We start from the raw sequence: 20863 nt of genomic DNA, 5'->3' as shown, positions 1-20863 counted from the left end.
GAAATAAAGTGAGGGGCTCAGTTTGGGGTGAGCGTGATAGGTTGCGTGCTTTCACCAATTCGCTGGTTGCGTCACGTTTATGATACCGGTATTTTCCGATAGGAAACTTTTTTGTTAAAAGTGTTAAAGCGTCAAACATAGCGGGACAACCGATAGAGGCGAAAGCAGGTGACAACAAACCAATCAACACAGGATGTGTACCCGTCGATGCAGGTTGAACGATCGCAACGTGAGGGTGAAACGCGCGAGCCCATTGCGCCATTGCGGCTGGGCCCGCGCTTAAAAGCAGTCAGGGTAGGACTTGGGCTTACGCTTGAAGAGGCAAGCCAACGGACTGGGTTGGCTCGCTCGACATTGTCCAAAATTGAAAATGAGCAGATATCCCCAACCTTCCAAGCGATGCAGAAGCTCGCGCACGGCTTGGATATCGATATTCCGCAACTGTTTGCTCCGCCAAAAAAACGGCAAGCAACAGGCCGGCGAGACGTGACGCTAGCGGGTCAGGGAAAAGCGCATCCTACCGGTACCTACGAACATGAGCTGTTGGCGACGCAGCTTAGCAACAAAAAAATGATGCCGTTTAAATCGCGGGTCAGAGCGCGCGCGTTTGAAGACTATAGCGACTGGATCCGCCATGACGGCGAAGAATTTTTATTGGTGCTGGAAGGTAGCATCCAATTTTTTTCCGAATTTTACGAAGCGATCATCCTCAATGAGGGCGACAGTGTTTATTACGACGCTACCATGGGGCACATGTTGGCCTCCGTCAGTGATGCCGATGCACTGATCTTATGGGTGACCGCTTCCTAACCAACGACACAAATACATCGCTTAACGTGGGCAAGAGGCCCGCCGGCGCAATATGGAGTGAACAATGGCAGAGTTACTGACGACCCCGTTACACGGCTTGCATCTTGATATGGGTGCAAAAATGGTTCCATTCGCTGGTTATGATATGCCAGTGCAATATACGTTGGGCGTGCGCAAAGAGCACCTCCATTGTCGTGAGCATGCGGGCTTGTTTGATGTGTCCCACATGGGACAAATTCGTCTTCATGGCACGGATGCGGCGAAAGCATTAGAGGGATTAGTCCCGGTTGATGTACTGGATTTACCAGAAGGAAAGCAGCGCTATGCACTGTTCACTAACGAGCAAGGTGGCATTTTAGATGATCTGATGATTGCCAACTTAGGCGATCACCTTTTCTTAGTCGTGAATGCCGCCTGCAAAGCGCAGGATATTCAGCACCTGCGCGATAACTTGACAGGAGATGTGTCGGTCGAGGTCCTAGAAGATCGTGCTTTGCTGGCTCTACAAGGCCCCAAAGCGGCGCAAGTACTGGCGACATTCAACCCAACCGTAAACGATATGGTGTTTATGGACATTCAACCGGTTGAGATTAATGGCATTCACTGCGTGGTGAGCCGCTCAGGTTACACTGGCGAAGATGGGTTCGAAATTTCTGTCCCGGCTGAACATGCAGAAGCTCTTGCCAAAGCACTGTTAGCTTACGACGAGGTAGAATGGATTGGCTTGGGTGCGCGTGATTCGCTGCGTCTTGAATGCGGATTGTGTTTATATGGGCATGATCTTGATACCACCACTACGCCGGTTGAAGCAACATTGATCTGGGCAATCAGTAAAGTGCGTCGCGCCGATGGTGAGCGTGCGGGTGGCTTCCCCGGTGAGGCGAAAATCCTTGAACAAATCGCTACCAAAGCGGTGAGCCGCAAGCGCATTGGGCTGGTGGGCCAAAGTAAAGCCCCTGTCCGTGAAGGCAGCAAACTGTTTGATGCAGACGACAATGAAATCGGCGTGGTGACCAGCGGCACCTTTGGCCCCACCAAAGGGATGCCCGTGGCGATGGGTTATCTCCCGCCTGAGTTTATTGCCCCCGGCACCGAGGTCTACGCGGAAGTGCGTGGCAAAAAACTGCCCATGACGGTCGAAAAAATGCCTTTTGTGCCGCAGCGGTATTATCGCGGTTAAGCCCTCCCTGAACGCATACGACGACGAGAAAAACGCAGCCAGAGATGGCTGCGTTTTTGTTGCAGGTCACGTCCACTTTTTAGGTGGTTGCGATCCCTACGCCTCACTTAGTTGCTCAACCGCCTCTAGTGCTTGAGAGCCGTAAATCAATGACGGGCCGCCACCCATCACGATCGCGACGTTAATGGTCTCTACGCATTCTTGTTTGGTTGCGCCATGTTTGAGAGCGGCGGCCACGTGGGCACCAATACAGCCGTCGCAGCGTGCGGCAATACCAATCCCTAGTGCAATTAACTCTTTGGTTTTTACGTCAAGATCGCCCTCAGCCATTGCCGCCCGGTGCAGCTGTCCGAATGCGGACAGGGTATCACTACTGTGTGTTTTGAATTGTTTATTAAGCGCCAGTTGTTGCTGATTGATTTCCTGATAGTTCTTCTTTGTCATAATGCCTCTCTTTTAATTTAGATTTATCTAATTTAAAGGGTTTTGCGTGTTGATGCAATCTGTGTCTGCCGAGTCTCTACATTTGTCTAAAAAAGCAATCAGCTCGACGCTGTGTCGTGGGAAAAGTGAGGGGAAATAGGTTATTTATTAGATTGTCATTAATAGTTGTTCTAATTTAAAACAACACATTCAACCTTTTTACCAACATGCTCCTATGTGCTGTCACTGACGGAGGTCAGTATGAGTATTAAAAAACGATTACTCGTTGTCGTCCTGACAGGCGTTATCCTGCCCACCCTCATTATCGCTATTGTGTCACTCTATCAGTTTCGAACGAGTACATTACAAAGCTATGAGCAGAGCTCATACAAAGAAATGCAGCACATAGGCAATGCGTTTAAATTCTACTTAGAAGGGCTGGCGGCAAACGCCAAAATGCTGGGTAATAGCGACGCGCTTAAACGCTTGGATAGCTCAGTCACCAAATATATGGGCCCGACGAAAACCATGACCTCTGAGCAAAACAGCCCCGTCGAAGCACGGGCGTATGGTTTGTTGGAATCCATGGGGGACTCACGAGAGGATTTCGCCTATGTGTTTCTTGGGCTGAGCGATGGTGGGTACATTCAATGGCCACAAGGAGAGTTGGGGGATTATGACCCACGCCAGCGCCCTTGGTACCAAACGGGTCAGGGAAGTGGCAACAACCCAGTGCGTGTGCCGGCGTATCAAGATGTAAACACTGGCGCACCTCTGCTCGATTATGTGATGGAGTTTCAGGCGCAAGACGGCTTGCGTGGTGTGATTGGTGTTGATGTTACGCTAGAAGCGCTGACAAATATGTTAGGCGACGTCACCCTCGGTGAGTCGGGCTATATTGTGTTGGTGGAAGACACGGGCACAGTGCTTGCGGATCCGAACAATCCAGACAATAACTTTGAGCCTGCCCGGAGTGTCGAAAGTGTATACAGCGGTGGGAATTTTAGTGAATCACTTACCGCCGTCTCCTTTGCTGGCAAAGACTACTTTGTCAACCAGTACAAAGCACCGGAGAGTGGTTGGCGACTGATTGGTATTGTGCCGCAGCAAGAGGTACTCGGCCAAGTAACGCAATTGCAAACGGTGATCCTGTCCATCAGTCTGATCCTCGTGCTTGCATTCGGTGTGCTTGGCTACTTTATGATCCACCGTATATCGGCATCCATCATTGCGGTCAGCGACGGGCTGAGCGATGCCGCGAGTGGCGATGGCGATCTGACCAAACGTTTACCGGTGCGTGGCGAGGATGAGCTGGGCAAAACGGCGGGCGCGTTTAATCAGTTTGTGGATGTGATTCAAGAGCTGATCATCGGTATAAAGGACAGATCGACCAAGCTGTCGTCTCATGCCGATCAAACCACCCAATTTGCGGAGCAGCTGGATGGTGCCAGTCATCAGCAGCGCTCAGGGCTAGAGCAAATTGCCACCGCGTTCCACCAAATGGTGGCCACGGCCAATGAGGTATCGCACAACTGTAATCAAACGGCGGACTCCGCCCAGCAGTGCCAGTCAGAAGTGGACCGAGGCATGGCATTGATGAATAACACGCGTGCCGCGGTGCAAGAAATGGCCACCACGCTCAACGAAGCAGATAGTGCGATGGCGGAGCTCACCAAAGAGAACGACAATATCACCGCCATGTTAGATACCATTCGAGGTATTGCCGAGCAAACCAATTTGCTTGCGCTTAATGCGGCGATTGAGTCAGCACGCGCTGGGGAGCATGGACGAGGCTTTGCGGTGGTCGCAGACGAGGTGCGGGTGCTATCGCAAAAAACCACCAAATCAACCGAAGAGATCGATGAACTGTTGCAGGCCTTAACCCAACGCACCAACCAGCTCTCTGAAAAGCTGCAAGGCAGTGTTGAGCATTCACAAACCACCACTGAAGCGACGGAAGAGGCCTTGAGTGTCTTTGACACCATCCAAAGTTTGGTAGGACAAATTCACGACATGGCGGCACAAATTGCCACGGCGACAGAAGAGCAACACTCGGTATCGGAAGATATTAATCAGAATGTGACCAGTGTTTTGGAAGGTGCCAACAGTGCAGCATCAACGGCAGAGCAAACCAATGCAACAGCCGCCGAGCTGCGTATGGTGGCCTCAGAGCTATCAGAGTTAGTTAATCGCTTTAAAACGGAAAAGGACAGTTAATCGCAGCGGGTGAAAACCGAGTGACGGCATAAAGCGGCGAGCCAAGTGCTCGTCGTTTTTTATAGGCGTGATTTGGCCGCTATGCGACCTCGACAAACCCCATCAGGCCGGTTTTCATGTGCTCAATAACATGGCAATGGTACATCCATCGGCCCGGATTATCGGCCACAAACGCTGCCTTGGCGTGGCCATTTTTACCCAACAGCACGGTGTCAGTGTGGAATGGCGTGACCGGTTTGCCATCCATTTCCAGCACAGTAAAGGTGTGACCGTGCAGGTGAATAGGGTGATGGTATTGCGTGACGTTTTTTAAATCGAAGATATAGGTCTTTCCGCGTTCCAGTTTGGCGATCGGCTCAGGAATATTACCTTTACTCATTCCTTCCCAAGCGCGTTTATTCATCAGCCAAAATTCGTGTTTCCCTTTGCCTTGTTTATCAGCCGGTGTGATCGCCCCTGCCCACTCAAACACAAAGTGGCGGGTTTCGGCGTTGGCTAAATCGATCGGCGTGACGGGATTGAGCGGCAAAGCGGGCAATGGCTTTTCTTCTAGATGAGAAGGTGTCGAGGTAAAGCTGGCGAGTAAGAAAGGAAAGTCACCTTTCATATGCATCACCTCGATTTTTTCGCCAGCGTTTGGTGCAATCAGGCCAATATCTAGCCGCATCCCTGGGGCTATCTTGTGCTCCTCTAGTCGGCGTGGTGTGGCAATCGGGTTACCATCGATGGCGATTATCCAGGCTTCTGCGCCGCGCACTTGAATCGGATAGGTGAGCGTATTGTCCACATTGGCTAAGCGCAGCCGTGTGGTCGCCTTTTCTTGCAGTGTGTATTCAGGGTGATGAATACCATTCACGGTGCCCCATTCACCGGGTGTCCCCATGCGCGCGCTGTAGCGTGGAATGGCGAGATCTTTCCAATGGCCTTGTCGGTCGAGATGCCAGTGCTTAAGTGTCAGAGTGTGCTCCTCATCGAACACGACAGGCGTGGCTTCCTCGACCACAATCGCGCCGACCAGCCCTTTACCCAACTGCACGACAGAGTTCATATGCGGGTGGTACCAAAAGGTGCCGGCATCAGGTGGGGTAAAACGATAGGTAAAGGTTTCACCGGGCTGAATAGGCGCTTGGGATAAGAAAGGAACACCGTCCATTTCAATGGGGATACGTAACCCATGCCAGTGAATGGTGGTGGGTTCGTTGAGGTTATTGGTAAAGTGAATCGTCACTGGCTCGCCTTGGCGGCAGCGGAGCGTGGGCGCTGGGATGTTGCCATTAAAGGCGAGGACGTCGGTCTGATGACCGGGAACCAACGCGGCCTGACTGGGCTCGGCGCTGAGATGGTATTCCCATTGCTCGTTTTCTCGGAACGCTGAGACTAATGAGCAAGCGGGTAGGGTGGAAAGAGCTGCCACCGCTGCGGTTGTTTGTAAGAATTGACGCCGGGAGAGGCCACGTGCGTTCAGCGATTCACCATTCATTCTTTACACCTATTCAACGCGGTAATTGCGCGACAGTATACCTTGAAAGTTGATAGCTGAGAAAGATTATCAATTGTGATTGTGAGGGAGTTAAAACAGCGAGTGCTAAGACTCGCTGAGTCGTCATCTTATTGACGGTGGAAGGCTTCTAATCCAGGTGCTTGATTGATAGGTGGTAAACACTCGAACCCGGGTTTAGCGATGTAATACCCTTGAAAGAAGTCGACGCCCAAGCCAACCAGGCACTGAAGCTCGCCTTCTGTTTCAACGCCTTCGGCAATAATTTGACGATGTAGCTCATGACACATAGCCACACTGTGGCGAACAATGGCTTGCTTGGTGACGTCAGTGTCAATATTCCGTACCAATGCCATATCCAGTTTCACCATATGGGTGTCAATTTTGGCCAGCGCTGTTAGGCCGGAATAGCCAGCACCAAAGTCGTCGATTGCGGTCAAAAAACCTTGCGAGCGGTAATAGCGAATAATGCGTTGAATATGGCTGTAATCCAACACTTCTTCACCTTCCGTGAACTCAAACAGAATCCGATCAAGTGGGAAGTTATAGTCGTTCGCCGCTTTAAGGGTGGTACGAATACAACGCTCTGGCTCGTAAACCGCATTGGGCATGAAATTAATGCTGAGATAACAAGGGATACCCAGCTCAGCGGCCAGCTTCACTGCCTTGATGCGACAGGTTTGGTCAAACTTATACTGATTATCTGCATTGACATGTTGGAACACACTGCCTGCACCACTGCCATCTATCCCCCTAGCTAGTGCTTCATAGGCATAAATGGAACCGGTAGAAAGCTGAATTATCGGTTGGAATGCCATGGTAAATTCGAATGTGAGCGGCTGCGCATCCCTGCAGGCCTCACATTGTGTTGGAGATGCTGTCATAGAGGAAAAGTTGTTTAGTATGTGCTTGTAAAAAGGTTAATGGAGTTCTGGTCAGAATGCGAATGAGATGACAAAAATTATGGGGTTTGCACGGTTTAAGGTGAATGCCTTGTGATGCCGACTCGACATAAACAGACAAGACTTGGTTTTAATATGCCAAAACGGTCTCTTTTTCATCATAAGTTGGCACTGGATATGCTTAATATTTAATCGGCAACGTTGGGAGTGTCATTATGATGGCGGAGAACGCGGTCATATAGGCGTGCCGAAAATGGATTTCCCGATATTTGCTACAAAATAGCCAGAATTGGTTTATACCTTAATAAGGTGGCTTTACAACCAACCCTAAGAGACGCCGGTTCAAGGTAGCTGGCCAGTGACAGAGGATGAACGTCATGCTTGCTGAAAAACGGGATGAAATAGACAACCCCCTGATTTGGCCAATACTCAGTATTCTAGAATCAACGCGACAAAGCTGGAAAGTGCACCACCTACTCGGTGAGCTGCAAAAAGACACCATGATGGCCCAGCTCGATGCTGACCCCCACCTTGATTTATTCAAACGCAATTTCTTGATAATGAATGCCTTGTATCAACTACAAGAAATGTTGTTGCCACAGCAATGGTTGCAGGTTGAGTCAATGGATATCCAGCTGCAATGGCGGGTTGGTAACAGTGGCTTTGTGGCCAAAGAAATTGATTATCAGGATCCATTGCGTGATTACTACATGGACTGGAATAACTATGACGCCAGCCAAGATGACGTGAAAGAGCTGCTGTCGTCGTTTTGGAAGCACTATCAGCGTCATATTGGCAATGAGGCGCCGGGCGAGGCCATGTTGGAGCGCAATAAGGCGTTAAAAGTGTTGGGGTTGGATGAGAATGCCAGTGAGCATGAAATCCGTCGTCAGTGGCGTAAAATGGCACTGAAGTGGCATCCAGATCGGCCCGAGGGAGATGCAACCACCTTCCGAGAGATGTGCGAGGCTTGGCAAAGTTTGCGCTTATAAACAGTGTTCAGCAAGCAACAACAGGGTGTGAGATAACACCCTGTTGCTTGAACCACTGAAACGCATGGTGTTTTCGTGTGATATTTACGCGTTATTGAGTCCGCGGCTGCGCAATTCAAAAATCAGCTTTTCGGCACTGCATTCAAACTGTAGCTTGATGTGCGCGCGATGGCCGTCGAGCTGTTGCGGATCAAAGTCATGCTTAACGGCAGGATTAATGCTCTCTGCGAGGGCTAGGTATTGCTCGAAGCGTGCTTGCACCGCGTCGTTGCTGTCGCCGTGAATGGTCACTTCTGCCACTTCGTCGCCCTCAGAAATGATGTAACCTATTTCAGCGCTGACACCACATGCATCACAGGTGTCGGTTTGATTCTCTTTCATGGTCTTTCCCTACGTTAAAAGCAGCAGGCATAAAAAGTGTGCGAGTGGCCTGCTGTAAGTCGATACGACGATCTTTAGCAAAGTCTTGGTTGTGGCACATTGAGGCAGGTCAGGTTTTACGATGTTTGTAGCACGGCTTATCGATATCAGCCAGGTATGGAGAAAAACATCACCCACTATGCGCGTCTATGCCAATAGTGGGTGAGTGTTATCAGGCGATGAGAGAAAGGATCAGTCCCAGTCTTCTTCCCATTGCACCAAGGTGCCTTTTGGCCAGTGAGTACCGATATCATGATACTCTTGCTCTAGCTTGTGGCGGCGAATTTTCAGCGTCGGCGTGAGTTTGCCGTTTTCAATACTCCAAGGTTCTTTAATCATCAATACGCCTTTGATTTGCTGGTGTGACTCCAGCTCCCCATTGATGGTATCAATCACCTTCTTCACCCGGCGCTCATAACGCGCGCGGTCAAAATGTGGAAAATGGTGTGGCAGCGCGAGCAGAATAGGCGCTGGCATGCCTGAACCGATCACACAGAGCATCTCGGCATTAGAGAGCTCGAACAAACGCTTTTCAATCGGCACGGGCGCGACAAACTTACCTTTGGCGGTTTTAAAGGTGTCATTTTTGCGACCCGAAATACTGAGATATCCCTCGTTGTCGAGTTCACCGAGATCGCCGGTATGCAACCAGCCATCTACCAAGGTTTCTGCGGTGGCTTCTTCGTTTTTGTAATAGCCGCTAAAAAGCCCCTGACTTTTGACTAAGATCTCCTGATCGTCAGCAATTTTGATTTCAACGCCGGGACCTGCATTGCCTACAGTACCGATTTTGTCTGCTCTAAACGGATAATTGAGGGTGCTGTAGGCATAGCTTTCAGTCATTCCCCACGCCTCGGTAATGTGTAACCCGAGCTTCTCATACCATTGCAGTAATGCGGGCGCGACAGGCGCTGAGCCGCATCCCAACACGCGTGCCTGATCCAATCCAAGGTTTTTTGCGATTTTGCTTTTGATCAGGTTATTGACCAAGGGAATGCGCAAGAGAAGGTTAAGCTTTCCGTCCGGCAGTTTTTCTTGAATGCGTTGCTGGAATAGTGTCCAAAGCCGAGGGACAGAAATGAACAAGGTGGGGCGATGCATTTTGACATCTTCGATAAAGGTATCGAGCGATTCAGGGAAAGCGGTAGGGATCCCGCCCATAATCGCTGAGCCCATGATATAAACCCGCTCGGTAATATGCGCCAGTGGGAGATAAGAGAACAAACGGTCATCAGGCTCAATGCCAATATGGTCAATCAAACGCTGAGCGGACCAGCAGTAGCCGCCATAACTTAAAATCGCCCCCTTAGGTAAGCCCGACGTGCCCGAGGTATACACCAAGGACATCATATCACTGTCTTGATGCACAGGGCGCTCATCTGATGCCTCATGGTTGGCGATCAAATCATGCCACTCGTAATGGCAGCTAATCGTGGGATAAGGAAAGGCAATGGTCTTTAAGCCTGGCATGTTTTCCAGTGAGGCGCTCAGGGCTTTACTGTCATCAAGCTTGCCTACAAACATGGCTTTCGATTCGCTGTGGGTCACCACATGGTCAATGGTGTCTGTCCCGGCCGTGGGAAATATCGGCACGCTGATATAGCTGCCCATCATCATCGCTAAATCGGCAATAAACCATTCAGCGCAGTTTTTGGAGATGAGCGCGACTTTATCGCCGGGTTTCAGTCCCATATCACGCAGTGCGGTAACCATGCGCAATGCTTGGTCGGCCACATCAGCAAAGGTGTAGTCATGGAAGCGGCGGCCGTGAATTTGGCGCAGAAAAACATGGCTTGGACGTTCATCGGCCCACCGCAGGATCTGATCGTTCGGTTTGATATGTGACATTGGACTTCCTCATTGTCGCAACGTAAGACTACGTTTAAACGTTATAATAATGTTAATTTAGTGATCAGGGGCGAGGAGAAGCAAGATAATCATTTAAACACGTGTTCAAATTATGACTGACGGCACTATTTGCAGTGATTTGCTTCGGATTTTTCAGTTTTTTCATATTCTTCTCAATAAGGTTTTTGGAAGTTTGATCCGCTTCAGCGTCTTGGTAAAGCGTTAGTGTCAGGCTGAGTGAGTCAGTCTGTACTATTTTAAAAGGGGCGGGACTTTTTCGTGAGTTAGCCTGACCGCGAGCCGAGTGGCGCGCGTGTCATCACAGCGCCAATGACGGCGATTGACGGGGAGAACAGATTACGCATGCCAAAACGCAGTAAAGCCCAAACACAGCAAACCATTGAGACTATCTTGGCAGAGGCGAAGCGGCAGCTGTTGGCGCTTGGTTATGAAGGAATGTCTTATACCACGCTCAGTGAAGCGACAGGCGTATCGCGCACCGGGATCAGCCACCACTTTCCCCGCAAGCAAGATTTTATGGTCGCGTTAGAGCCTTTTTTGGTGGAGAGCCTGCGTACGCCACTCGATACGAGTGGCACCATCAATGCATTTATGAAAAGCTGGATGCAAGCGATGCATGCCGAAGGTGAATTTAAGGCGACGCTAAAGCTCTGCTTTTATGTGTTAATTAGCGGCAAAGCCGATCATGGAGCCGCATTCAGGTGTTTAAAAACGCTGCAGCAAGAGTGTGAACAGCAGATGCAAACCGATTTAACGGTCGCCTTTTCGCAACTGTTAGGGGCCAGTGTGTTGCTGTGCCGTCAGCGAGCTGACGCGAAATCCTAATGTCATGGCTATTATTGATCGAGCTATGGGGTGAGAGATGACCTTCCGTTGACAGACAGTCCCTGCGTTTTTTGGTATAGTTGTCATGCTTTCTAAGCAACACATGTATTTGGAGATAACCATGAACAATACCGACCATCCTCCGAGTCTTAACGGAGAAAAATAGCGACTGTTGGTATTGCTACATTTCATTGTTACCGACTGTCGTTGATAGTTGGCCCCGCCTGCTTTGTTTTTCTCCTCTCGCTGTTATACATCACTCTGCCCTGCTGGGCACTATGTTGTTGATGGTCGTTACCTGCTGCCAATCGGGAGATTCGCCATGACGGTAATGAACAACGCTTTTACTGAACCGACCACTTTTTCAAGGTCAGAAATCGTGGCTGCTCGCAATGCCTTTTTGCAATATGAGCTCAACAAGCAAGTTGAATTGCTCACGGTCATGCCCCATGAGGAGTGTATGGCTGTGCTGGGTCACTGCTCAGTGGCGCATGTCCACCAGCTGCTTGAGCGGTTATATGCGCAAGGCCACCAACGTCTAGCTCATCAATATGCTCTCAGCCTAGGGGTGACGGGTCCACATCGCAGTCTACTCGAGGGCGTGGGGACTTGGATCCGCCGGAGACGTGCCCTGGTTACTTATTTTTCATTAGTGTTGGCTGTCGCTGCCGTGAGCTATTTATCGGTTTTTGTTTTTGTCTAGTCCGTGCGCACTTAGCTTGATCTTACGCAGTAAATTGTTGCGCAAGTATGCTATCACTATAACGACAGTTGAATTGTTCAAAAATATTTTAATAATGGGGTGACGGCCGTGAGCCGTTATCCTAATTCTGCCAATAAGGTAACCCTATGAGTGATGCACTGGTACTCGTTATTAATTCAGGTAGCTCGTCGTTAAAGTTTGCATTAATGGATGCGCAAACTGGCGATGCGGTGATTTCCGGCGCTGGAGAATGCTTTGGGCGCGATGACGCGCGGATGAGCTGGAAAGTCGACGGTGAAAAAACCGAGAAAACCTTAAGTGCAGGACGCAACCACCACCAAGAGGCCATGGATATCATTGTGGGCCTTATCGAAAGCAACCAGTTGAGTGACAAACTGCAGGCCGTTGGCCACCGAGTGGTACACGGCGGTGAAACCTTCAGCCAAGCCACCTTGATAGACGATGCCGTACTGGCACAAATTGATGCACTAAAAGCCTTGGCGCCATTGCATAATCCCGCGCATGTAGTGGGCATCAAAGCGGCACGCAAAGCCTTCCCAAGCTTGCCGCAAGTCGCGGTTTTCGATACTGCATTCCATCAAACCATGCCGGAAAAAGCGTATCACTACGCGATCTCGCGTCAGCTCTATAATGATTATGGCATTCGCCGTTACGGCTTCCACGGCACCAGCCATTATTATGTGAGCCGTGAAGCCGCTAAATGGCTTAACCAAGCACCTGAGCAAACCAACGTAATTACCGTACACCTTGGCAACGGTGCCTCTTTGTGTGCGGTGAAAGATGGCCAAAGTGTCGATACCAGCATGGGTTTCACGCCATTGGCGGGATTGATGATGGGCACACGCTGTGGCGATATCGACCCATCCATTTTAGAGTTTCTCTCCAAAAAAGGCCTGAGTACCGATGAGATCCATCATGAATTGCTCGACAAAGCAGGCTTATTGGGTGTTTCGGAATTGACGAACGATTGTCGAGGCTTGGTCGAGGCGGCAGAGCAGGGTCACAAAGGTGCACAATTGGCGTTAGAAATGTTCGCGTATCGCGTAGCAAAATACATCGCAAGTTACATGGTGCCTTTATCTCGCCTGGATGCGATTGTTTTCACAGGCGGAATTGGCGAGAACTCACTGCCAGTGCGTGAGATGATTCTCAAAGAGCTGGCCATTTTCGACTATCAAGCGGACGCCGATGCCAACGCCGCCGCGCGTTTTGGTGCCGCAGGACAAATCACCACCCAAGCGTCACCGCTAGCATTGGTGATCCCAACCAACGAAGAGCTGGTGATCGCACAACAAGCTATGGCAATGGCCTGATTGTCGTATCTTCCACTGTCTATGAAGCGAGCCTGTGGCTCGCTTTTTTTATGCCTAAAAATCAAGCTATATCAAGCCTTATGTGATCCGTCATAAGGCTTTTTGTATATAATGGTAGACAAAGTGCATCGGTTTTTGATTTGATGCTCGAAAGATAAAAAAAGATTGGTTAGGTATGAAATGGTATAACGTGATTAAGGCTTACTTACTGGAAGCCATGATTCTCGGAGGCGCGTTCGCGCTAGGCGTGTGGCTAACCCTTTCAGGCTATTTGCTTCATTAGTGTTGGTATGGGTTCCTAAGCCTTGCGCGACTTAGGAACTGAACTGTTTTAGCCCCGCTTGATCCCATGCCAATACACAGGCCAATGATGTGGTTCACCGAGGTTATTGATCACCGCCGCAATATGAGCAAGCGCGATCACATCTTGGCGGTGGCCGAGTCGTTATTTAATCAGTTTGGTTACACCGCGGTGGGCGTCGACAAAATCCGTGATGAAGCCGCGGTCTCAAAGACCTCTATGTACCGCCATTTTGGCGCTAAATCGGCCTTGATTGAGGCTGTGCTGCAAGCGCGTCATACAAGATTTGAGCAGGGATTGCAGCAGGCTATTGATGCGCATCAGGATAAAGACGCCCAATTGGCGGCGCTCCTCGATTGGCATCTGGCGTGGTTTAAACAAGACGACTTTAAAGGCTGTATGTTTATGCACGCAATTGGCGAGTTTAAGAGCAGTACAGACAGCCAAATTGTAGAGATTGCTAAAGCGCACAAAGACAAAATTTACGGCTTAATTGAACAGGTTGTTGGCTCAAAGGCCACTGCTGATGCGGTGATGACGCTGTTGGAAGGGCTAATCGTAAGGGCTGAATTTGATGTACTCCCCGACCGTGAGTTATGTCTTGCCATGTTACGAAGCTTAATAAGACCCTAGGAATAAATCTAAAAGTGACAACGTCACTAACAAGCGCATAGACGATACGCCGGAGCTCTTCTAATCTCTAAAGGGATGTGGACTCTTGGAGTGGTAATGTGAAAAACGGATGGATCTTTGTCGTTTGTTGGTTACCGTTGTGTGTCATGGCAAATACACTAACGATTGCTTATCGTGATGCCAGTGACTCTGTTTCTTTGGCTACTAAAGCGATTGTAGAGCATGCATTCACTGCCATTGATGAGCGTATTGTACTGACATGGATGGAAATGCCACTCGCACGGTCCGAAAACGCCCTAGCCAAAGGGATTATCGATGCGGATTTTGGCCGGACACGACTGGCCTATCAGAATATTCCTGAAGCGGTTTATCCGAAAGAACCTCTGATGTCATTGGACTATTATTTATTTGGATACACGCACGTGTTAGAGCCAGAAGACTACCAGTATGTCGTGGGAGTTATTGGTGATCAGGTTACTGTTGAAATTGCAAAACGCTATCAGTGGCAGCTTGTTAGTGCTAGAACAGAACGCGCTGCACTGAATATGGTTAATAGCCACCGGGTTCAAGCGATGATAGGTTATGGTGGCATTAAAAGTATCCTGGATAAAGAGCAGTTTACTGAGGTTCGTATGGGAGAAAAACCGGTTGATTCTGTCTCGGTTTTTCTCGTCTTACATCAACGTCATCGGCAATTAATCGAACCTCTGAATGCCGTATTAAAAGAAATGAGAGATAGTGGCACGATCACCGCTCTACTCGAAAAACACGGCATCCCTCATTGAGATGCATTTTCTATCCGAAGTTTCTGCTCGCGTACTTTACGACGCAATAGCTCCGTATAAATTGGTTGTCCACCAAGCAACTGTGCGACCAAGGTGGCACCGAGGGTGGTGATGATTAACGGCAAAATCAGATAATAGTTGTTGGTCATTTCAATCACCAACAAAATACCGGTAATCGGCGCACGCACGGTTGCGGCGAACAGAGCGCCCATGCCCGCAATCGCAAACATACCCGGCTCTATTCCCATATCAGGGTACATATTGGCAACTACTAACCCATACACTGTGCCTAACAAGGTCCCTAGCGCCAGCATGGGCGCAAAAATGCCCCCAGGCGCACCCGAGCTAAAGCAAATCACTGTCAGTAATGTGCGTGCCATAAAGATAAACAGCAGGGCACTGATTGAATAATTGAGGGTGACGAAATCTGGCACTAAATTAATGCCACCATGGGTCAGCTCAGGCGCATAGATAAGTAGCAAGCCAAAAAAGCCGCCTAACGTGGCACCCACTAACCAGATCCGTTTTTGGCTTTTCTGATAAAAGCGTTGAAAAAAATCCTGAAAGCGCATAATCAGAAAATTAAACAGTACGCCAAATACCCCAAAACAGCAGCCCAGAACGAGAAAGAACCACAGCGAAATAAGTGGCGGCGTTTCGTATTGTGGTAATACAATTACCGCCTCTTGGCCATTGATATAGCGAAAGACGATATCGGCCATAATCGCAGCAATGATCACCGCTTTAATTGAAATTAAGGTATAGCGAAATTGTGGTCGCATTTCCTCAACCACAAACATGATAGCCGCCAATGGAGCATTAAAAGCCGCCGCCAGCCCCGCTGCAGCACCGGAGGCGAGCAAGGTTTGGTTACTGTTCCTGTCTTTGATGCGGCAGGTATCGGTGACCATTCGGCCAATATTGGCACCAATTTGCACGCTTGGGCCTTCGCGACCGAGAATCATGCCAGAGCCTAACGCGCCTAAACCACCAAAAAACTTCACTGGAATAACTCGCCACCATCGTGAGGGACGGATGCCTTCCATCGCGCCCTCAACCTCTGGGATCCCCGAGCCTGCCGCTTCAGGAGCAAAACGATGAACAAGCCAATAGCCGAGTAAGGCGAGCCCCGCGCTAATAAGAAACGCGAGTACACCCAATGGAATCATCGAGTTGATGTTACTGTCTAACCATTCGGTTCTGGATTGAGACAGTGAGTGGATGGCGAGCTCGAAAAGGGTGACCACCACGCCGCCCAAAAAGCCAATGACTACCGCGAGTAAAAGGATAGAAACGGGCGTTTTATCGCGAGACCATAATTTATCAAAGAAAACACTAGATTTGTAAAAAATGGCTCTCTTCTTGCCTGTTTTACTTACAATTTTCATCTGTGTGAACGCAAAGTTTGAAAAGAAAAGTGACGATGTACGGTGGCACAACTTCCTACGCTAACATCGTGCTGGGAACGTCCTGTTCCCTGAGAGAACGCATTTATACTACGCCAATTAACGCAACATGCAAGCGCTTGACGGATGCCTAATTGTCCAGTGATAAAGACAAAATCCGTGGGAGTAAGCGATACATTAACGAGACAGCCGTAAGCGAACATTTTTATACGTTTAACCGGTGTGCACCGTATTAACAGTCAGCGTATCAGCTTTGTCAGCGCCAATAATTGATTTGAATTAGATCACAGTTTGTTGCAGTGAAAATGTCCGCAGACGCTACATCAGATTGGTAACCGTGATGCGGCCATGCCAAAGCAGCAAAGGCATGGCCATCGTCATTAGGTAAGCGGAGCGTCATTAACCATTGAGGGCGGCTAGGTTATCGCCGATATCGATTAAGCAATCCAAAATACGCTCGCCATCGACGCCAATGCCGTTGTGTTCGTACTCGTTGGTCATCCACGCTTGGCTGTTGGCAACCTTCGCCAAGGTTTGGCGGGAGTAATCAAACTCAACAAACATGTCATCCACATAGGTGGCACAGGCGAGCGGTACCGTGTTGTGCTTGAGCACCTCGAGATCATAAAGCGCCGGCCAATCCGATTTGTCTGCCAACAACATCGCGGCCTCTCTGAGTGGTTTGAGCGTGGCAAGTTGATCAAACATCCACGGATAGACCATTTCGCCGGTAAACCGGAACGGTTGATCGGGCTGATAGTGGAACTGCGGGAACTGATCGCGTACTCGATGGGCTGACCACTGCGACGCCTGCTGCTGGCAGTAAATCGATTCATGCAAAATAGCGTAGAAAGGGTTGGTTAAATACCCTTGTTCTGCCTGCATCGCATCAAGGAATGGATAGCTCAGCACACGCTCGCCATTCACCTCAATAAAGGCTCGTTCCAATAAATAATAAAGCGGCAGCCCCGCATGACCACGGCCGAGATTTAGGCCAATGGTCTGGAACTGCTCCACCGTAAACGGCTGACCGTTTGGCAGCGTCACCGCATTGTTTTGCAAATACTGGGCAATCTCGTGACAGCGGGCTTGTGCATCGGGGAACTGAGCGAAAAACTGCTGGTTCTTATCTTCCACGCGCTGATAGGTTTTTTGATACACAGCATCGGCGTGCCCCTCGAGCGGCGGGATACCGCCGGTGACAAAGGCGCGTGATAGCGATTGTGGAAAGAACGACAAATAGGAGAGGGCACAGAACCCACCAAAGCTTTGTCCGAGGATCGCCCATTGCTTGATGCCTAACGCCTCGCGTAAACACTCGGCGTCTTTCACGATGCTATCGGCACGAAAATGGCTCAGATAGTCCGCTTGCTCAGCGGCAGTGAGATGGGCAAGCGTTTGGTGATTCACCGGCGAGCTTAACCCTGTGCCGCGCTGGTCGAGCAACAACACGCGGTAATCGTCTAATGCCCGTTTTAACCAACCGCTCGCGCCATTAGGGCGAGGCGATTCCATGCCAGGTCCACCTTGAAAATACACTAGCCAGGGTAACGCTTGCTCATTTTTACGCGTATCGACGATTTCGCGGGCGAAAATCGAGAGAGAGGGGCTGTTAGCGTCATTATGATCCAGCGGCACATCAATATGATGGCTGCGATAACGGAGATGGCGATCCCACAGATCTTGCATGGTAATTCCTTTACAAACAAAAAGATGACGCGAGATAGATTACCAGAGATGGTGGTAAGCAGCGAGCGCGTTTCATCCAAGCAACCTGCTATGTTTTTGTGATGCTCGTCACCTTTCTATTTACTTAGCCTGCTAACTATTTTATAGTGTCTGCCTGGTATTACTTAGCCTGCTAAGTATTTTCACGATGGAAGGAAAACTCGATGACATCGCCCAATCCCGAACACATGTCTATCGCTGAGCACTTAGGGCGCACGGCGCGATTATGGCGCCGTGTGGCGAATTCAGAGCTTGAGCCTCTGGGGCTGAGCTATCCACGTTGGAGTGCGCTTTGGATGTTGCGCCGATTGGGGGATGGCATCAGCCAAAGTGAATTGGCACAGGCGCTGGAAATTGAACTGGGCTCTTTGATGCGCACGTTGAAGCATTTAGAAGCGCAGGGGCTGATCACACGGCGCTGCTCGCCCGAGGACAAGCGCACCCGTACGGTGCATGTCACCGACAGTGGTAGTGACTTAATGTCACGCATCGAAGCGCGGGTATTGCGGGTGCGCAAGCATTTGCTCTCTGGTATTGCGGCTGAAGATTTTGACGCCTTGGAGCGGGTGTTGGTCACCATTAATCAAAATGCAATGGACTATACCGCCACCACCGAAGACGACTGCGGCACAGAAGAATAGGTAATAGAGGTAAGAAGTACGAATGACACCGGATGAAAAATTTGCACGTTGGGTAAAAGTGGCCGCCCTCAGTTTTGTTTTGATTTTTGGCTACTTTTTGGTCGCCGATAACTTGATGCCGCTGACGCCTCACGCGATGGTCACGCGCACGGTGACTAAAGTGGCCCCGCAAGTCAGTGGGCCGGTCAGTGCGCTGGCGGTAGAAAACAACCAACGGGTTCACCAAGGCGATATTCTGTTTCGGATTGAAAGTGCGCCTTATCGCATTGCGGTCGACCAAGCCAAACTCGCCCTTGCCCAGGCAAGACAGACTAACGCCCAATTGGATGCTTCACTGATGGCCGCGCGGCAAGATGTCTCAGCATTGGCATCGGTCTTGGCACAAAAAGCGCGTGAAGCAAAACGCTTAAAAGCTTTGTTCGCTAAAAATGGTGTCTCGCAGCAGCAACGTGATGATGCGATCAGTGCGGCTAATACCGCCCGCGCCAAATGGGAAGCCGCGAAAGCGCGCGTTAGTGCCCTTCAAATTCAACGTGGCGGTGACGGTGCCAGCAATATCGCCGAACAAGTGGCGCTGAGTAAACTAAAAAAAGCCCAGCTTAACCAATCCTACACCACTGTTAGAGCCAGCCATGATGGGGTGGTAACCAACTTGCAGCTGGATGTAGGGGCTTATGCCAGTGCGGGTAAACCGCTGATGGCCTTGGTGTCTGAACGCGCCGATGTGATTGCCGACTTTCGCGAAAAAAGCGTACGTGATGTGCACACCGGCACGCCAGTGAATGTCACTTTTGATAGCGAGCCGGGCAAGCTTTACGCGGGACACGTGAGCAGTGTCGATGCTGGGGTCAGTGCCGGACAAATCGACGCCAATGGTCAACTGGCCTCACCGTTTAACTCCAACCGTTGGGTGCGTGATGCGCAGCGAATGCGCCTGCACATTCAGCTCGACGAATGGCCTGGCCACTCGTTGCCAACCGGGGCTCGCGCCACGGTACAGTTAATGCCTGAAAGCGCAGTAACGCAGTGGTTGGCCCGTGCGCAAGTCGGCTTTTTGAGTATGCTGCATTACATTTACTAAGGGGAGCTGATGATGAGGTTATGGCATCACCCCTTAAGTGATAACGATGTGCGCCAGTGCGCGCGCATTGCCACCGGTGCCACGCTCGGTTTTGCGGTGTGTAAGTTTTTCGGTTTTAGCTTTGGGGTGTTTTTTACCGTCACGCCGATGTTGTTGCTTGGACTTGTACCCGTGATTAACGGTCGTGCTGCACGGCAATTGCTCGCCTCCGCGGTGATCAGTGGGATAGAAGTCGGGCTGCTCGGGGGACTGTTTGGCGCGCACCCTGGATTAATGACACCGCTGGTGTTCTTGCTTTTCACCTATAAGTTTGCCTGTATGTCCAAAGGGCGCTTCTTTCTTTTTGGTGCCAACAGTGTGTTAAGCCTGAGCATTATGCTGCACTTTGCCAGCTATCCCGATTTACCGATTAACACCTTAATCTTCGGTAACCTGGGCGCGAATGTGTTATCAGTCGCGGTGGCGTATTTAGTGACCTGGTTAATTCCCGATGTCACGCCGCGTCAGCCGCCCGCCGCACCCGCAGGAGGAAAACAATCGCACCGGATGCGACACGAAGCGCTGATGGGCGCAACCTTGGCGACGGTCTCGTTTTTCATCTTCCAGTTGTTTGACTTGCGCGATTCGATTTCAGCGCAAGCCACCACTGTGTTGCTACTGTTCCCGATGCATTGGAACGGATCGCTCAGCTATGCACGAAAGCGGGCGATAGGCACTGTACTGGGTGTCGCTTATGGGATTGGTTGCCAAGTCATTTTATATGATTGGTTTAATGTGCTGATCTTAGTGATCCCGCTGCTATGGATAGGCACCATGCTGTTTGCCAACGCCCACTTAAAAGAGGCCGGGGGATCAGGCGTGGGGTTTGGTGCCATGGCCACGCTTGGGATCTTATTCGGACAATACTTAAGCCCGAACCAAGACTTTATGTATGATGCCTTATACAGAGTGAGTAGCAACCTGGTGGCTATCGTGCTCACCTTGATGTTGTGTTTTATGGTGCACAAGCTGCTTAACTGCTTTTCCGCGACTCGGTTTGGTGCCGCGTAAGCGTTTGAACCACCAAAGTTATTCCTCGCTTTAGTCAATCGATAATGGTTATTTTTGCGGTAAAC

At 50.1% G+C, this 20863-nt stretch carries 19 protein-coding genes; 12 read left to right on the top strand and 7 right to left on the bottom strand.

Annotated features, from left to right (window positions below):
• Nucleotides 1-207 precede the first annotated feature (207 nt).
• A complete protein-coding gene (locus EHW56_RS04390; protein ID WP_046075708.1) occupies nt 208-810 on the top strand; it encodes a helix-turn-helix domain-containing protein in 603 nt (200 codons plus the stop codon).
• A gap of 64 nt (nt 811-874) precedes the next feature.
• Nucleotides 875-1990, top strand: a complete 1116-nt coding sequence (gene gcvT / locus EHW56_RS04385) for a glycine cleavage system aminomethyltransferase GcvT (protein WP_077666097.1) — start codon at nt 875-877, stop codon at nt 1988-1990.
• A gap of 96 nt (nt 1991-2086) precedes the next feature.
• Here gcvT and EHW56_RS04380 read toward each other — a convergent pair whose 3' ends face one another.
• Nucleotides 2087-2434: a carboxymuconolactone decarboxylase family protein gene (locus EHW56_RS04380; RefSeq protein WP_152794241.1), complete on the bottom strand. Its 348-nt coding sequence runs from the start codon at nt 2432-2434 to the stop codon at nt 2087-2089.
• A gap of 240 nt (nt 2435-2674) precedes the next feature.
• Between EHW56_RS04380 and EHW56_RS04375 the strand changes: the two genes are divergently transcribed.
• Nucleotides 2675-4630: a methyl-accepting chemotaxis protein gene (locus EHW56_RS04375; protein ID WP_152794233.1), complete on the top strand. Its 1956-nt coding sequence runs from the start codon at nt 2675-2677 to the stop codon at nt 4628-4630.
• A 79-nt stretch (nt 4631-4709) separates the two neighbouring features.
• Here the strand turns inward: EHW56_RS04375 and EHW56_RS04370 are convergent, their stop codons facing one another.
• Nucleotides 4710-6110 carry a multicopper oxidase family protein gene (locus tag EHW56_RS04370; protein WP_152794232.1) on the bottom strand — a complete coding sequence of 467 codons (1401 nt, stop codon included), beginning with the start codon at nt 6108-6110 and terminating at the stop codon, nt 4710-4712.
• A gap of 128 nt (nt 6111-6238) precedes the next feature.
• Entirely contained in the window at nt 6239-7012 is a 774-nt protein-coding gene (locus EHW56_RS04365; RefSeq protein WP_152798752.1) for an EAL domain-containing protein, read from the bottom strand.
• Between the two features lie 395 nt (nt 7013-7407).
• On the opposite strand from EHW56_RS04365, the gene EHW56_RS04360 reads away from it, so the two are divergent.
• The gene (locus tag EHW56_RS04360) at nt 7408-8022 is read left to right on the top strand and encodes a DNA-J related domain-containing protein (protein WP_046075714.1); all 615 of its coding nucleotides are present in this window, start codon (nt 7408-7410) and stop codon (nt 8020-8022) included.
• Between the two features lie 84 nt (nt 8023-8106).
• On the opposite strand, the gene EHW56_RS04355 is transcribed toward EHW56_RS04360, so the two are convergent.
• Nucleotides 8107-8403, bottom strand: coding sequence for a DUF406 family protein (locus tag EHW56_RS04355; protein WP_046075715.1), 297 nt, complete (start codon nt 8401-8403; stop codon nt 8107-8109).
• A gap of 231 nt (nt 8404-8634) precedes the next feature.
• On the bottom strand, nt 8635-10290 hold the full coding sequence (locus EHW56_RS04350; RefSeq protein WP_152798750.1) for an AMP-binding protein: 1656 nt from the start codon (nt 10288-10290) through the stop codon (nt 8635-8637).
• 363 nt (nt 10291-10653) lie between these two features.
• Here EHW56_RS04350 and EHW56_RS04345 point away from each other — a divergent pair, with 363 nt between their 5' ends.
• The 5 genes from EHW56_RS04345 (at nt 10654) to EHW56_RS15665 (ending at nt 14892) form a co-directional block, all read left to right on the top strand.
• The gene (locus tag EHW56_RS04345) at nt 10654-11136 is read left to right on the top strand and encodes a TetR/AcrR family transcriptional regulator (protein WP_158075246.1); all 483 of its coding nucleotides are present in this window, start codon (nt 10654-10656) and stop codon (nt 11134-11136) included.
• A gap of 322 nt (nt 11137-11458) precedes the next feature.
• On the top strand, nt 11459-11839 hold the full coding sequence (locus EHW56_RS04340; RefSeq protein ID WP_152794223.1) for a hypothetical protein: 381 nt from the start codon (nt 11459-11461) through the stop codon (nt 11837-11839).
• Between the two features lie 146 nt (nt 11840-11985).
• Nucleotides 11986-13173 (top strand): acetate kinase, encoded by a 1188-nt coding sequence (locus tag EHW56_RS04335; protein WP_152794221.1) that lies wholly within the window; start codon nt 11986-11988, stop codon nt 13171-13173.
• A gap of 406 nt (nt 13174-13579) precedes the next feature.
• Nucleotides 13580-14107 (top strand): TetR/AcrR family transcriptional regulator, encoded by a 528-nt coding sequence (locus EHW56_RS04330; protein ID WP_152794583.1) that lies wholly within the window; start codon nt 13580-13582, stop codon nt 14105-14107.
• Nucleotides 14108-14205: 98 nt separating this feature from the next.
• Nucleotides 14206-14892: a transporter substrate-binding domain-containing protein gene (locus EHW56_RS15665; RefSeq protein WP_152794219.1), complete on the top strand. Its 687-nt coding sequence runs from the start codon at nt 14206-14208 to the stop codon at nt 14890-14892.
• On the opposite strand, the gene clcA is transcribed toward EHW56_RS15665, so the two are convergent.
• Entirely contained in the window at nt 14886-16280 is a 1395-nt protein-coding gene (clcA, locus tag EHW56_RS04320) for a H(+)/Cl(-) exchange transporter ClcA (protein WP_077578407.1), read from the bottom strand. The genes EHW56_RS15665 and clcA overlap by 7 nt on opposite strands.
• Nucleotides 16281-16697: 417 nt before the next feature.
• Complete coding sequence (locus EHW56_RS04315) at nt 16698-17987, bottom strand: alpha/beta fold hydrolase (RefSeq protein WP_152794216.1); 1290 nt, start codon at nt 17985-17987, stop codon at nt 16698-16700.
• Between the two features lie 203 nt (nt 17988-18190).
• Here EHW56_RS04315 and EHW56_RS04310 point away from each other — a divergent pair, with 203 nt between their 5' ends.
• Genes EHW56_RS04310 through EHW56_RS04300 form a run of 3 tightly spaced genes read left to right on the top strand, consistent with a single transcriptional unit; the run spans nt 18191 to nt 20798 of the window.
• Nucleotides 18191-18667 carry a MarR family winged helix-turn-helix transcriptional regulator gene (locus tag EHW56_RS04310; RefSeq protein WP_046075728.1) on the top strand — a complete coding sequence of 159 codons (477 nt, stop codon included), beginning with the start codon at nt 18191-18193 and terminating at the stop codon, nt 18665-18667.
• Nucleotides 18668-18689: 22 nt separating this feature from the next.
• Entirely contained in the window at nt 18690-19748 is a 1059-nt protein-coding gene (locus EHW56_RS04305; protein WP_152798748.1) for an HlyD family secretion protein, read from the top strand.
• Between the two features lie 12 nt (nt 19749-19760).
• Entirely contained in the window at nt 19761-20798 is a 1038-nt protein-coding gene (locus EHW56_RS04300; protein WP_046076038.1) for a DUF2955 domain-containing protein, read from the top strand.
• Nucleotides 20799-20863 lie beyond the last annotated feature (65 nt).

Origin of the sequence: Salinivibrio sp. VGrn1, from assembly GCF_009377995.1 — a bacterium.
In the GTDB taxonomy this organism is placed as follows: Bacteria; Pseudomonadota; Gammaproteobacteria; order Enterobacterales; family Vibrionaceae; genus Salinivibrio; species Salinivibrio siamensis.
The sequence above is the reverse complement of the archived record's forward strand: the minus strand, read 5'-3'. Positions and strand labels throughout refer to the sequence as shown.